Annotated in this window: 13 protein-coding genes; 5 read left to right on the top strand and 8 right to left on the bottom strand. The window is 60.4% G+C overall.

Annotation, left to right across the window (positions count from 1 at the left end):
• Nucleotides 1-13 precede the first annotated feature (13 nt).
• Together HUK73_RS02910 and HUK73_RS02905 are read right to left on the bottom strand one after the other, a co-directional pair.
• The gene (locus HUK73_RS02910; protein WP_176590556.1) at nt 14-862 is read right to left on the bottom strand and encodes a CoA ester lyase; all 849 of its coding nucleotides are present in this window, start codon (nt 860-862) and stop codon (nt 14-16) included.
• A 32-nt stretch (nt 863-894) separates the two neighbouring features.
• Nucleotides 895-1,740, bottom strand: a complete 846-nt coding sequence (locus HUK73_RS02905; RefSeq protein ID WP_176590555.1) for an IclR family transcriptional regulator — start codon at nt 1,738-1,740, stop codon at nt 895-897.
• Between the two features lie 161 nt (nt 1,741-1,901).
• On the opposite strand from HUK73_RS02905, the gene HUK73_RS02900 reads away from it, so the two are divergent.
• Genes HUK73_RS02900 through HUK73_RS02890 form a run of 3 tightly spaced genes read left to right on the top strand, consistent with a single transcriptional unit; the run spans nt 1,902 to nt 6,847 of the window.
• Complete coding sequence (locus HUK73_RS02900; RefSeq protein WP_176590554.1) at nt 1,902-3,644, top strand: amidohydrolase family protein; 1,743 nt, start codon at nt 1,902-1,904, stop codon at nt 3,642-3,644.
• Nucleotides 3,645-3,702: 58 nt separating this feature from the next.
• On the top strand, nt 3,703-5,190 hold the full coding sequence (locus HUK73_RS02895; RefSeq protein WP_176590553.1) for an aldehyde dehydrogenase: 1,488 nt from the start codon (nt 3,703-3,705) through the stop codon (nt 5,188-5,190).
• Nucleotides 5,191-5,233: 43 nt separating this feature from the next.
• Nucleotides 5,234-6,847 carry a GMC family oxidoreductase gene (locus tag HUK73_RS02890; RefSeq protein ID WP_176590552.1) on the top strand — a complete coding sequence of 538 codons (1,614 nt, stop codon included), beginning with the start codon at nt 5,234-5,236 and terminating at the stop codon, nt 6,845-6,847.
• A 12-nt stretch (nt 6,848-6,859) separates the two neighbouring features.
• On the opposite strand, the gene HUK73_RS02885 is transcribed toward HUK73_RS02890, so the two are convergent.
• The 3 genes from HUK73_RS02885 to HUK73_RS02875 all read right to left on the bottom strand — a co-directional run bounded on the left by HUK73_RS02885 (nt 6,860) and on the right by HUK73_RS02875 (nt 9,955).
• Complete coding sequence (locus HUK73_RS02885; protein WP_176590551.1) at nt 6,860-7,639, bottom strand: SDR family oxidoreductase; 780 nt, start codon at nt 7,637-7,639, stop codon at nt 6,860-6,862.
• A gap of 151 nt (nt 7,640-7,790) precedes the next feature.
• The gene (locus tag HUK73_RS02880; RefSeq protein WP_176590550.1) at nt 7,791-8,702 is read right to left on the bottom strand and encodes a CoA ester lyase; all 912 of its coding nucleotides are present in this window, start codon (nt 8,700-8,702) and stop codon (nt 7,791-7,793) included.
• Nucleotides 8,699-9,955 carry a CaiB/BaiF CoA-transferase family protein gene (locus HUK73_RS02875; RefSeq protein WP_176590549.1) on the bottom strand — a complete coding sequence of 419 codons (1,257 nt, stop codon included), beginning with the start codon at nt 9,953-9,955 and terminating at the stop codon, nt 8,699-8,701. Before HUK73_RS02875 ends, HUK73_RS02880 begins: the two co-directional genes overlap by 4 nt.
• 214 nt (nt 9,956-10,169) lie before the next feature.
• On the opposite strand from HUK73_RS02875, the gene HUK73_RS02870 reads away from it, so the two are divergent.
• A complete protein-coding gene (locus HUK73_RS02870) occupies nt 10,170-10,433 on the top strand; it encodes a hypothetical protein (protein WP_176590548.1) in 264 nt (87 codons plus the stop codon).
• Nucleotides 10,433-11,485 (top strand): MFS transporter, encoded by a 1,053-nt coding sequence (locus HUK73_RS02865; protein ID WP_176590547.1) that lies wholly within the window; start codon nt 10,433-10,435, stop codon nt 11,483-11,485. The genes HUK73_RS02870 and HUK73_RS02865 overlap by 1 nt, the downstream gene beginning before the upstream one ends.
• A gap of 46 nt (nt 11,486-11,531) precedes the next feature.
• Here the strand turns inward: HUK73_RS02865 and HUK73_RS02860 are convergent, their stop codons facing one another.
• The 3 genes from HUK73_RS02860 to HUK73_RS02850 form a co-directional block, all read right to left on the bottom strand.
• Entirely contained in the window at nt 11,532-11,999 is a 468-nt protein-coding gene (locus HUK73_RS02860; RefSeq protein WP_176590546.1) for a MaoC family dehydratase, read from the bottom strand.
• Nucleotides 11,999-12,496 (bottom strand): MaoC family dehydratase, encoded by a 498-nt coding sequence (locus HUK73_RS02855; protein ID WP_176590545.1) that lies wholly within the window; start codon nt 12,494-12,496, stop codon nt 11,999-12,001. The genes HUK73_RS02860 and HUK73_RS02855 overlap by 1 nt, the downstream gene beginning before the upstream one ends.
• A 176-nt stretch (nt 12,497-12,672) precedes the next feature.
• Nucleotides 12,673-13,572 (bottom strand): nitronate monooxygenase family protein, encoded by a 900-nt coding sequence (locus HUK73_RS02850; RefSeq protein WP_218036200.1) that lies wholly within the window; start codon nt 13,570-13,572, stop codon nt 12,673-12,675.
• Nucleotides 13,573-13,581: the final 9 nt, after the last annotated feature.

Below are 13,581 nucleotides of genomic sequence, written 5' to 3'. Positions count from 1 at the left end.
GGCGCATGATCGGTCAAGCGGCCAGTGCGTCAATCCGCGCCTTCACCGCGATGATCCTCCTGGCTTCCTCCAGATGAAGCAGTTCGGCCATCTTGCCGTTCACGGTCAGGACGCCCTTGCCCGCATTCGCCGGGTCCTCGAAGGCCTCGACCACGGCGCGGGCGTGCACGATGTCCGCTTCCGCCGGTGAGAAGATCCGGTTCGCGACATCAATCTGCTCGGGATGGATCAGGCTCTTCCCGTCAAAGCCAAGCATGGCCCCCTGACGGCATTCCGCCGCAAGAAAATCCTCATCCTTCAGCCGGTTGCATACCCCGTCCACCGCAACCAGCCCATAGGCCCGGGCGGCGGCGACCACCGTGAAGAGCGCGCTCTGCAATGCGGTGCGATTGTCATCGACCTGGCACCGCAACTCCTTCGCCAGATCGTTGGTGCCCACGACCAGACCCTCCAGCCCTGTTTCGTCCGCCGCGCCGGCGATGGAGTCCATGCGCAGGATCGCTTGGCAGGTCTCGATCATCGCCCAGAGCGGCTTGCCCGGCCCAAGGCGCGCGCGGGCGGCGGCGAGCATGCCCGCGTCGGAAACCTTGGGCAGCAGGATCGCCGGCGCATGCCCGGCGGCGGCCATGTCCGCCTCATGCCAGGGCGTTTCCGGCCCATTGACGCGCAACATCGCCAGACGATCACCATAGTCGATATTCCTGATCGCGTGGATCGCAAGGTCGCGGGCAGCATCCTTCGCATCCGGCGCGACGGCGTCCTCCAGATCGATGATCAGGACGTCGCAGGGCAAGCTGGCGGCCTTTTCCAAAACCCTTTCCTTGTTGCCGGGCAGATAGAGGACGCTGCGGAATGGTCGCATATTCAAATTCCTTGCTATTGATGTGATGAGAATCAGTCCGGGCCGTCATCCCCAGATATATTGGGCTCCAGCTTCGCTTTCGCCGCGAAAAGCGCGGCAATCACCAAATCCCGCTTGTCCATGATGCGGTCGGTACGCCCACCGACGCCGATCGCCATGGGAATCTGGCCGATGGTTGGCTTGATCGCCACCGCGAAGGCGCTGTAATTCTTCGACATGTCGCCGCTCGTCTCAGCATAGCCCTTCTCACGGACGTTCGCCAGAAGCGCCTCGAACTCCCTGGGATCGACCCGCTCGGCCTCATCCTGAGTTTCAGCATTGGAACGCCGGACGATCAGCGCGACCTCTTCTTTGGACTTGAGCGATAGCAGGACGCGGCCGAGCGCAGTGCGAGTGATGGGACGCAACAGACCGGACTGGACCTCCAGCCGTTGCGACACGTCCGGTAGCTGGGCGCTCACATATTGCGAATATATCCCGTTCTGAATGCCCAAGAACACGGTTTCCTGCACCTGACTCATCAGGTCGTCCAGATGCGTCTCCACATCGCCCTGGTGGCGATACTGCCGATGAATCCAGCTGCCCAGTAGCATGATGCGGATGGTGGGCAGATAATTACGGCTCGTGCGATCATGCTCCAGATAGCCCAGCTGGACGAGATTGCGCACCAGCATGCTCACGCTGGGCTGCGGAATGTTCAACCGCTGCGCCATTTCGCCGATCGACATGGGCTGCTGATGAAGCGAAAATAGTTCGAAAAGCGCCAGCGTGCGCTCCGCGGATTTCACGGATCGCCATTGCGAATTCGCCTTGTCCACAGTCCATGGACTGATGTCGCTCAGGCGGTCTTCCGCCATATCGGATGCGGTATCGGACATGATCTGTGTGTTCCTTTTCGAACCTTACTGCCGGGTAGCCATTTTCCGCAATTCGCGCGGACCCCACATTACCCATGTAATAATACCCGAAACAGCTCGAACAAGCCCGCACCAAACCCCATTTGATGGTAGCGATAGGCAATCGCGATCGGAGAGGTTAGATGAATATTGACGTTGTAGTGCGTGGCGGAACTGTAATCGACGGAACCGGCGAACCCGCACGACTGGCAGATATCGGCATCCGCGACGGAAAGGTCGTCGAGATCGGCGCGATTCCCGGCCAGGGCGCCAAGGAAATCGACGCACGGGGCCTGATCGTCGCGCCCGGCATCATCGATCTTCACACCCATTATGACGCCCAGTTGCATTGGGACCCCTATTGCACAACGTCGGGGTGGCACGGCACAACGACGGTCGTTATCGGCAATTGCGGCTTCAGCTTCGCTCCCGTCCGGAAGGGCATGAGCGAGCGCTACATGCGCATGATGGAAAACACCGAGCAAGTTCCCTTCGAGGCTATGGCGTCGACCATGGACTGGACCTGGGAAAGCTTTCCCGACTGGATCGCGCATCTCAAGTCGCTGCCCAAGGGGCTGAATGTCGCCACCTATCTGCCCATGAACCCGCTATTGTCCTATGTCGTGGGCCCCGACGAGGCGAAGAAGCGCCCCTGCACGGTCGAGGAACGCAAGCAGATGCGCGACCTGCTGCATGAGGCGATGGACGCGGGCGCCAGCGGCTTTGCCCTATCCTTCATGGGCGAAGGCGGCAACAATCATCTCGATCACGACCAGTCGCCCATGCCGACCGACGCCATGGATGCGGAGGAAGCCTATAATCTGGCGCGGGTCCTTGCCGAGCGCGGCGAAGGCACGATCCAGATCCTGTGCGAACTGCCCGGCATGGACGAACCGCGCCGTTATGCAGCGGAAGAACTGGCCCGCATCAGCGGCCGTCCGGTTCTGCACAATATCCTGCTGGGCAGCGACACCGATCCCGAACAACATCGCGGCATCATGCGCTGGCTGGACCGGATGCAGGAAGAGAAGCTCGACATCTGGTCTCAATGCTTCTCCTTCCGCAAGCCGCTCGAAATCACGCCGCTGCATTATAATGTCTGGGATTCCGTCGCCGCGTTCCGCCGCCTTTCCATGGCGACCACGGCAGAGGCCAAGATGACGCTGGTGCAGGACCCGGCCTATCGGAAGACCTTCATCGACAATTATGATCCGCGCGAAATGTCGACCGCAGGTGGCCGACTGGAAGCCTATATGATCGTCGATCCAGCCGGCTCCGCCTCACTGGAAGGGCGCGAAGGGCAATTGCTGGGTGACATCGCCCGCGACCTGGGCAAGCCGGTCGCGGAACTGTTCCTCGATACGCTCATCGAATCCAACATGCATGTCATGTTCTCCAACAATGACAATGGCACGCGCAATGTGGAGACGATCGAAGAGATTCTCAGCCATCCGCGAGTGCTGGCGGGCATTTCGGACGGCGGCGCACATTCGAAACATGGCAATGGCGGCTACTGGTCGACCGACCTCATCCTGTGGCTGACGCAGGAAGGTACGCGGATCAGCCGGGAGCAGGTTCATTCCCTGCTCAGCTACCGCAATGCGCGCGCCTTCGGACTGACCGATCGTGGCCTTCTGCAGCCCGGCTATGCGGCCGATCTCATGATCTACGACGCCGACAAGCTGGATTATCAGCCCCGTGGCCACTATGAAGTTGTCCACGATCTTCCGGGCGGCGACTGGCGCAAAGTCACTCGCGCGATCGGCATCCGCCACATCCTCGTCAACGGCGTCGAAACCTTCACCAACGGCAAGGAAACGGGCGCCACCCCCGGCGAGATCGTCATGAACCAGCGCGCCGACGCAAAAATGGAAGCCGCTCAATAATTTCGTTGCCGTGTCCCGCAACGGAATCGTCAATAAAATCGATAAAGAGGAATATAGCTTGAACGCGCATCAGCCCGTCAACAGCGTGCGGACCTTTGCCGCTTCATCCCACAAGCTCCTGATCGACGGCCACTGGGTCGAGGCGGAGGGCGGTGAAACGATCGACGTGTTCGATCCGGCGACCGAGGAACGCATCGCCATCGTCCCACGCGGCGCCGCGAAGGACATCGACCGCGCAGTGAAGGCCGCCCGGCGGAGCTTCGAAACCGCCTCGTGGCGTGGCCTGAAGGCGGAGGATCGCGCCGCGATCATGTGGCGTTTCGCCGACCTGATCGAAAAGAATGCGACCGAACTCGCGGATCTCGACATTCTCAACAACGGCATGCCCCGCTACATGGCGGACGGCATGGTGAAGGCGTCGGCGAACTGGATGCGCTTCTATGCAGGTTCGGCAACCCGGATATTCGGCCGGGACGCGAGCGGCGCGATTTCCGGCGGCGGGCAGCAGATGCACGCCTATACCATGCGCGAGCCGATTGGCGTCGCGGGCCTCATCCTGCCATGGAACGGACCTGTCGGCGTCTTCGTGGTCAAGGTGGCGCCGGCGCTCGCGGCGGGCTGTTCGGTCGTCGTCAAACCGGCCGAGAACACCCCGCTGTCGGCATTGCGGCTGGGACAGCTGGCGGTCGAGGCCGGCGTTCCCGATGGCGTGATCAACATCGTCACCGGCTATGGCGACGCCGGGCAGGCGCTGGTCGATCACCCGCTGGTGGACAAGATTTCCTTCACCGGATCGACCGATGTCGGCAAGCGGATCGTCGACAGCGCCAGCGGCAATCTGAAGCGCATCACGCTGGAACTGGGCGGGAAATCACCATGCCTGCTGTTCGGTGACGCCGACATGGACGTGGCCATCCCCGGCGCGGCGATGAGCACCTTTCTCAATTCCGGGCAGGTCTGCTGGGCGGGTTCACGGCTGCTGATCGAGAAGAAGGCCTATGACAAGGTGCTCGCTGGCATCACGGATTTCGCCAATAATTTGAAGGTCGGCAATGGCTTCGACCCGTCGACCAATCTTGGCCCCCTGATTTCGGCCAAGCAGAGGGACCGGGTCGTCCGCTATATGGAGATCGGGCAGGAAGAAGGGGCGGAGATTGTCGCGGGCGGCCCCAGCGATCTGGAAAAGGGCTTTTTCGTCAAGCCGACCGTCCTGGCGAACGTCAACGCCAATGCACGCGTCATGCGGGAGGAAATTTTCGGCCCCGTCATTTCGGCGACGCCCGTCGACGATGTGGACGAGATGATCCGCATCGCCAACGACACCAATTATGGCCTGGCCGCCTGTCTGTTCACGTCGGACGTCAACCGGACGCACCAGATCGCATCGCGCATCCGCGCCGGCACCGTCTGGGTCAACTGCTTCGGGGTCAACCACATCACCATGCCCTTTGGCGGATACAAGGAATCCGGCTGGGGCCGCGAACTCGGCGATGAGGCGCTCGACAATTTCCTCGAGACCAAATCGGTGTTCGTACAATTGCGCTGAGGCCAGCGCCGTCCCTGTTGCTCTTCTGGAATTCTGCTTCTTCATGAACATGAGAAACGAGACCGAAACCGCTGCCGATTATATCATAGTCGGCAGCGGCAGCGCGGGGGCCGTGGTAGCCGCCAGGCTTGCGGAAAATCCCGCGATCAACGTGCTGTTGATCGAAGCGGGCGGATCGAACAGACGCATGCTGGTCGACATGCCGGCGGGCACGCTCAAGCTGATGGCGAACGCCACGTCCGACTGGATGTACCATGTGGAGGCCGACACCACGCGAGGCGACATCGAGCAGGTCTGGTCGGGCGGAAAGATGCTGGGCGGGTCGAGTTCGATCAACGGGATGGTGTATTGCCGGGGCGAAAAGCGGGATTTTGACGACTGGGCGGCAATGGGCTGCACCGGCTGGGCCGCTAACGACATATGGCCGCTTTTCCTGAAGTCCGAAAAATTCCACGGGCCGCCATCGCAGGATCACGGGACGTCCGGTCCGCTGGGCGTTGCCCCGGTCCGGTCGCAACATCCCCTGACCGAAAATTTCGTCAGCGCCTGCGACGAGGTCGGGCTACCGCGCCGGGACGATTATTGCGACGGACATGAATTCGGTTCGTTCCACATCTGGACGACAACGGCGGGGGGCCAGCGTTCGAACACATTCAGCGCCTTTGTCTCGCCGCTTCTTGATCGACCCAATCTTGCCGTCGTCACGGGCGTCACGATCGACAGGATCGAATGTGAAGACGGCCGAGCGGTTCGCGTCGTTGGAAGCCGCAATGGCGAACCCTATTGCGCCGCCGCCCGGCGCGAGATCGTCATCAGCGCAGGCACGATCGGATCGCCGGCTATATTGATGCGGTCGGGAATCGGGCCAGCGGCGCATTTGCGCGAACTGGGCATCGACATTCTCGCCGATCTTCCCGTCGGCGAGAATCTTCAGGAACATGCGGTGCTGGCCGTCAGCAAGCTCGTGACGATGCCCACTTACAACATGGCGCCGAAGCTGTCGAACCTGCCCCGGCATGTGGCGAACTATCTGTTGTTCCGCAAAGGACCGCTCACCTCGCCCGCCGTTCAGGCCATGGCCTATGCCAGAACCGAGGCCCATCTGGCCGATCCCGATGTCTGTTTCAGCTTCATTCCTCTGGCGATGGACCTTTCAGGCCAGCCCAAATTGCATGCCAGGTCAGGCGTGACCATCGGGGGGCAGATTTGCCGCCCGAACGCACGGGGCAAGATCACATTACAGAGCCGCGATCATCTGGCCCCACCGAAAATCGCGCTGAACATGCTGGAGGATGCGGAGGACATCCGCACCTTGACCAAGGTCGGCCGCCTGGCCGAGCAGATCTTCGCCGCGCCGGCATTCGCGCCTTTCGTCGAAGCGCGCAATGAGCCGCCCCAACCGATCATGTCGGACGAGGGCTGGCTGGACTATCTGCGCCAGCGTGTCGGCATTGGCTACCATCCGGTGGGAACATGCCGCATGGGCCGGGAAGGCGAATCCGTATTGGATCCCCAGCTCCGCGTTCGGGGCATTGACGGCTTGCGGGTGATCGACGCGTCGATCATGCCGCGCATCACGTCCGGCAATACCAATGCGCCGTCGATGATGATCGGGGAAAGGGGCGCCGAACTGATCCTGCGGTCGCTCAAAGTTTAGGCTTTGAGGGCGTCAGATGCGCTGCCTGACTTCGGTGCCGCCATCGACGAAAATCGCCTGTCCCACCATATAGGCGTTTTCGGCGCTCACGAGATAGGCGAGCAGACTCGCCACAACATCCGGGCCGGGAATGTCCTTGATGACCGCCGGATTGTAATTGAGCAGCCATTCCATGCGCGCGGGATCGGATAGGTCGTCCCGCGTCAGAGGTGTCCGTATGACGCCGGGACACACGCAATTGAGCAATATGCCCGAGCCACCCCAGTCGTCGGCCACCGATTGCGACCTGATCCAGTTCGTGATGGCGCGCTTGGTCGAGGAATAGATGATCGGCTCTTCCGGGCATCGCGCTGCCGCGGCGACGGCGGCTCTACAGGCATGCACTTCGTCGCCGGCTGTGCAGGCCGTAACAACCTCCTCATCCACATCAAGGATCGTCGCCATGGACGACACCGCTGCAACGCGCGGCGACGCCGATTTCAGCAACAGCGACCGTAGGCCCCGAATGATGTCCACAGTGCCAAAATAATTGATGGAAACGATGCCCGGCGAGTCGATCGGTCGGTATATTCCCGCACATGTGACGAGGGTATCGATGCCGTCCGGGCAGATGGTGGACACCGACCGCAAAGCGCCAGAGCGCCCTTCGGCTGTGGACAGATCAGCCACCACCTCCGCATCACGGAGATCTATCCCGATCACCCTCCATCCCGCATCAGTCAGCCGTTCGGCCGTCGCCTTGCCTATTCCGGAAGCGGAACCCGTGATGACTGCCCTTCGCGTTGATCCCATCCTAGCTGCCTTCATCCTGACCTGAAATGAAAAGGCAGCAGAGATCGGCCGGACTGGCCAATGGTTTTACGCCTCGCGACGCATTCATCCCATGGATGATGGATGCGTCGCGAGACAAGGCGGGTCCATCAGGAGGACTGCCCGGTCATAGTCACATGCCGATCAGGTCGGCCTTGCGCAGCGTATTCTGCACCAGTCGCACTACCGCGACGTCGATCATGATGCCATCCACCTGAGCGGCGCCCAAGCCCTTGGCCTCCGCCTCGCGATAGGCGGCCTCCATCCTCCGGGCGCGGTCGACATCGGCCTGGGACGGCGAAAACACATCGAGTGCCGGTTCGATCTGCGACGGATGGATGGCCCATTTTCCAACCATGCCGAGCGAACGTGCGCGCATGGCTTCCGATCGATAGGCCGTTTCATCCTTGAAATTGGCGAAGGGACCATCGACGGCGTCAATGCCGACCGAACGGGCCGCCATGGCGATACGGAAGCGCGCATAATGGAATATGTCGCCCGGATAGCTGCCGGTCGCGCCGATATCGTCCGTGTCAATGCCCTGCGAACCGGCATAGTCGCCCATGCCGAAGATCAGGGCTTCGAGCCGGTCGGAAGAGCGGGCGATTTCCTCGACATTCTGCAAGGCCTGCACTTCCTCGATCAGCACTTCGATACCGATCCGGTTCTTGAGGCCCAGCTTCTTTTCAAGCTGGGTCAGCATATGGTCCAGAAAGATCACGTCCGCTGCTTTGTACGGCTTGGTCAGCATGATCGTGTCGACATTCTCACCGGCCTTTTCCACGATGGTGATGATGTCATCGTGGCAATATTGGGTGGTGACGTCGTTGATCCGCACGCAACGGGTCTTCTTGCCCCAATCCAGGTTATTGAGCGCATCGGCGATCAGGTCGCGCGCACCGACCTTTGCCGCCGGCGCCACTGCGTCCTCAAGATCGCAGAAGACATGATCCGCGGCGGACGCGGCAGCCTTCTGCAACATCTTCTCGCTGCTGCCCGGAACGGACAACTGCACGCGACGCAGACGAACTGGACGTTTGCTCATGATTCAACCATTCCCTTCTCTTCCTTTTTCCAGGGCTGCGCGAGCGCGCTCATCACCCTGGCTACGACATCTTCATCCAGTCCCGCCTCCCGCAGGCGCAATTCCGTATGCTCGCCAAGATAAGGCCCGCGCCGGACAACCTTTCCGGGCGTGCGAGTCATCTTGATCGGTACGCCAACAATCTTGACGGGTTCCAATCCCGGCTGTTCGACATCGACCAGCATTTCGCGGGCAGCGAAGTGCGGATCGTCGAATATCTCGCTTATGTTGAGAACGGGACCGAACGGAATCTTGCCTCCCAGCATCCGCGAAAGTTCATCCTTGGTGAAAGCGCATGTCCGCGCGCTCAATGCTTCGATCAGCGCGCCCTTGTTCGCGCCTCTCTTGGCATGGTCGAGAAAGCGCGGGTCGTGCGGCAATTCCGGAGCATCAAGGGTCTGGCACAGAAATTCGAAGAATCGATCCTGATGCGCCGCAATGGTGACGAAACCATCCGCAGCGGGATACATGCCGAAAGGGCACAGGAAGGGATGATGGTTACCCTCCGGCCCGGGCACCAGGCCCAGCACGGAATTCTGCCACACCGTCCTTTCGCACACGGCCAGAACCGCATCGACCATGGAAATATCGACAAACTGCCCCTGCCCCGTTCGCCGGGCGTGATGGATAGCTGACAGGACGCCGAAACCCAACATCATTCCGGGAATGATGTCGCCAACGCCGGGACCGACCTTCGTAGGTGTGTTGGGATCCGGCCCCGTGATCGCCATGATCCCGCCCATCGCCTGCGCAACTACATCGAAAGCTGGCCAGTCATTATAGGGCGACTTGCCGGTGCGCGCATCGCCAAACCCGCGCAACGTCCCGTAAACCAAGCGTGGATTGATCTCCTGCAGCACCTCATAGCCCAGGCCCAGACGTTCCATCACGCCAGACCGGAAATTCTCCACCACGGCATCCGCGTCGAGAACGAGCGCCTTAAAGGCGGCTTTGCCTTCCTCGCTCTTGAGATCCAGGCAAACGCTTTCCTTGTTCCGGTCGATGCTCTGGAAATAGCCGCCAAGCAGCTTTTCCTCATCATCCTTCCGAAACGGGCCGCCAGCACGGGTCATGTCCCCTTCCGGCCCTTCAATCTTGATAACGGTTGCCCCATGGTCGGCAAGCATCATCGTGGCATAGGGGCCCGCGAGCATTTGCGTGAGATCGATGATCCGCAAATCCGACAGTGCACCAAAGCTCGATATGGTATCCATGATCTTTCAACCAGCCAGTCGCATGACCGAAGCCCTATGCGTTCGATCCTGTACCCTGATTGAAAGCCGCCATCGCTTATCGCAACCAATAGCGCCATTCAGCGGCGCGGTATTACACCTGTAATTCCACTGCGAGATCGCCTTTATCTCCAGCGCAAACAGAATCGAAAGCGTAAAATAGCAATTTACAATAATTATGAGAGAGGATTGCCGGATGAAGCAGGACGTTAGCCGCCATCATGGCCTGGCCGGTTTGCGCGACAGTCCTAATGTCGCCCTGACCATTCTCTTCATCGTCGCGCTTTTCAACTATCTCGACCGGTCGCTGCTCTCGATTCTCCAGATTCCGATCAAGCAGAAACTGGGTCTGAGCGACACGCAACTGGGCGCGTTGACCGGCTTTTCCTTCGCCATTCTCTATGCGGGCGCCGCCGTGCCAATCGCCTGCTGGTCGACCGGAAGAAAAGAACCTTTCTGATGGCGGGCGGGCTAACGCTATGGACGACCATGACGGCACTGACCGGCCTTGCCGGCGGCTTTATCAGCCTGGCCATATTGCGCATGGGCGTGGCGCTGGGCGAAGCGGTGAGCGTGCCCGCGACCCATTCCCTGCTGTCCGACAAATTCCCGTTCGAGCGGCGCGGCAGGGCGTTTTCCATCTGGGCGCTGGCCAGCCCGGTCGGGGTCACGGCCGGCATTGCATTAGGCGGTTGGCTTTCAGACCATCTGGAATGGCGCGAAAGCTTTCTGTTCATCGGGCTAGCCGGCTTCGCCATGGTTCCCCTGCTGCTGTTCCTGCGTGAACCGCAGCGGGGTCGCTTCGAACGTCAAGCCGGATCGGAACCGCCGCTGTCGATCAGCTTCCGGGCAGGCTGCCGCTATCTCTGGAACAGGAAATCCTTTCGCCTGCTGGTGATCGCGGCGACGCTTCATTCCTATTCCTACCAGGCGGTCATGATCTGGATGCCGCCATTTCTGGCCCGCAGCCACGATCTGTCAATGACGCAGATCGCCATATGGAGCGCGATCATGGTGGGACTGGGCGGAGGGATCGGAGCACTCGCTGGTGGCCAGCTCATCGACCGCCTCGTGACAAGGGATATTCGCTCCTATGCTTGGGCGCCCGGCATCGCCACCTTCATCCTGGTGCCCTTCGCGGGCGTGCAATATCTCGCTTCATCCCTGTCCATCACACTGGCGGCGGGCTTTTTCAGCCTCATCGCGGCAAGCTTTTTCATCGCGCCGGTCAACGCGCTGGCCCAGTCCATGGTCCAGGCGAACCTGCGCGGACTGACATCAGCCATTCTTCTCGTCTTTCCCACCGGGATCGGCCTTGGCCTCGGACCGCTCCTGACCGGCGGTTGCAGCGACCTGTTCGTCGCAATCACTGGGAATGCGGAACTTTCCCTGCGCCTGGCGCTCATCCTCGCGCTGTCCGGTTCCCTGATCGCCTCCGTCTTCTTCTGGCGCCTCGGCGTCCGGCTCGGCGAGGAGAATGAAACGGTCATGAAAAATCCCGGCAAGGCATGAAGCCTGCCGGGACTTTTCCCGAAACCGCGGATAAAATAGCGGCGGTTCAGGCCGGCCGGCGCTTCAGCAATATCGTGCGATCCACCTTGGCTATCAACTCGTCGCGCTGGTTGTAGCCATAGTGGCGGAAGATGACGAGCCCGGCATCGGGACGATCGGCATCCCTTTTCTCCAGCACCTCCGAATAGGCGTAGATCGTGTCGCCATGCGTCACCGGGCGTGTCAGCTTGACATTGTCCAGCCCCAGTTCGGCCACCGCATTTTCGCAACAATCCTGCGAAGCGAGCCCGCAGACCATGGAGAAATTGACACCGCCATAGACAACGATCTTGCCGAACGGATGCTTCGCCATCAGGTCTTCGTTGAAATGTCCTTCGGCGGTGTTCATCACCATGTTGGTGATCAGCACATTGTCCAGCGCCGTCACGGTCTTGCCGCGCGCATGCTGGATGACCATGCCCGGTTCGAAATCCTCGAAATAATTGTTCGACCCCGTCAGCTTGTTCATATCCATCAGATCTTGCTCCCCGGGTTGCGCAGTCGAATAAGGTTGGAACGACGGAATGTGACCAGCGTCTCGCCGTCCGGGGTGAAGCCTTCGGTCTTCCATGTGACGATGCCATTTTCCGGATTGCTGTCGGACAGTCGCGCCTCGACCGTTTCGCTCCGGGCCAGGATGGTGGTGCCAGGATAAACCGCCCGATGATAGGTCAGGTCATAGACGCCAAGAAAGGGTCCGCCGATCTCGCTGCAATCCTCGACGCTCAACCCCAGCACGATGTTGAAGACAAGCTGAGGACAGACAACCAGTTCGGGATGCCCCTCCGCCTGTGCGAACGCCCGATTGAAATAGAGCGGATTATAGGCAAGCGTGAGGCTGGCGAAGGTCGTGGCTTCCGTTTCGGTGACGGTACGCCCCCAATGATGGTCGAATTGCTGACCGACGGCAAAATCTTCGAACAATCTTCCCTTCGGCCAGAGCTTTGCCCGCTGTCTGATATCGTCGCTCACCTTTTACTCCCAAATCTACCAGATGTACGTCCGAAACAGCGCGGCTTTCGGACCCAGATTGCATCTAGACATCGGCATGACGGACTTGCCAGCACCAAGAATCTGACGCTCCCGACATTACACATGTATTGCAGCAAGAAACGTATAACAGCACGAACTATATAGAGAAAATCAGTTCATCTGCCGTTATGCCCACCAGCTGGCAGCAAAGCCGCCAGCCCCGCATCATATTCTCGCTTCAGCTGGGCGATCAACGCTGCGGTCGGTTGCACGGCGTCAATCGCCCCGATGCCCTGCCCACATCCCCAGATATCCTTCCAGGCCTTGCGGCCGTCTGCAAGAGCCGCAAAATCCATCTTGGAGGGATCTGATTGCGGCAGGTCTTCAAGGTCGAGGCCAGCACGGACGATGCTTGGCTTCAGATAATTGCCATGCACACCGGTAAAGAGATTCGAATAGACGATGTCCGTCGCATCGCAATCGACGATCATCTGCTTATAGTCGTCTACCGCGATAGCTTCGTGCGTGGCGATGAACGCCGAACCCATATAGGCGAAATCCGCGCCCAGAGCACGCGCCGCCAATATGGAGGCGCCGTTGGAGATCGATCCCGACAGCGCCAAAGGCCCGGAAAACCAGCGTCGTATCTCGCTGACCAGAGCAAAGGGCGACGTGACGCCCGCATGACCACCCGCGCCGGCGGCGACCGCGATGAGACCGTCAGCCCCCTTCTCGATCGCCTTGCGCGCGAAAGCGTTGGTCGTGACGTCGTGCAGGACCAGTCCGCCATAGCTGTGAATGGCCTCATTGACGTCCGAGCGGGCGCCCAGCGAGGTGATGACGAGCGGCACTTCATATTTGACGCAGAGGGCCAGATCCTCATCCAGTCGTTCGTTCGTGCGGTGGACGATCAGATTGGCGGCAAAAGGTGCATCATCGGGACCCACTTCGGATTTGAGACGCGCAAACCATTGTTCCAGCACGCCGGCCGGACGCGCGTTCAGCGTTGGGAACGAACCCACAATACCCGCCCTGCACTGCGCGAGCACCAAGTCCAACTGCGACACGATGAACATGGGCGATGC

This window comes from Sphingobium sp. EM0848 (assembly GCF_013375555.1).
In the GTDB taxonomy this organism is placed as follows: domain Bacteria; phylum Pseudomonadota; class Alphaproteobacteria; order Sphingomonadales; family Sphingomonadaceae; genus Sphingobium.
This window is presented reverse-complemented; position numbering and strand designations above follow the sequence as displayed.

Coding starts and splice junctions, on each gene's coding strand:
- HUK73_RS02900 (WP_176590554.1), top strand. CDS start 1,902: ATGAATATTGACGTTGTAGTGCGTGGCGGAACTGTAATCGACGGAACC.
- HUK73_RS02850 (WP_218036200.1), bottom strand. CDS start 13,572: ATGTTCATCGTGTCGCAGTTGGACTTGGTGCTCGCGCAGTGCAGGGCG.
- HUK73_RS02885 (WP_176590551.1), bottom strand. CDS start 7,639: ATGGGATCAACGCGAAGGGCAGTCATCACGGGTTCCGCTTCCGGAATA.
- HUK73_RS02860 (WP_176590546.1), bottom strand. CDS start 11,999: ATGGATATGAACAAGCTGACGGGGTCGAACAATTATTTCGAGGATTTC.
- HUK73_RS02880 (WP_176590550.1), bottom strand. CDS start 8,702: ATGAGCAAACGTCCAGTTCGTCTGCGTCGCGTGCAGTTGTCCGTTCCG.
- HUK73_RS02910 (WP_176590556.1), bottom strand. CDS start 862: ATGCGACCATTCCGCAGCGTCCTCTATCTGCCCGGCAACAAGGAAAGG.
- HUK73_RS02890 (WP_176590552.1), top strand. CDS start 5,234: ATGAACATGAGAAACGAGACCGAAACCGCTGCCGATTATATCATAGTC.
- HUK73_RS02870 (WP_176590548.1), top strand. CDS start 10,170: ATGAAGCAGGACGTTAGCCGCCATCATGGCCTGGCCGGTTTGCGCGAC.
- HUK73_RS02905 (WP_176590555.1), bottom strand. CDS start 1,740: ATGTCCGATACCGCATCCGATATGGCGGAAGACCGCCTGAGCGACATC.
- HUK73_RS02875 (WP_176590549.1), bottom strand. CDS start 9,955: ATGGATACCATATCGAGCTTTGGTGCACTGTCGGATTTGCGGATCATC.
- HUK73_RS02865 (WP_176590547.1), top strand. CDS start 10,433: ATGGCGGGCGGGCTAACGCTATGGACGACCATGACGGCACTGACCGGC.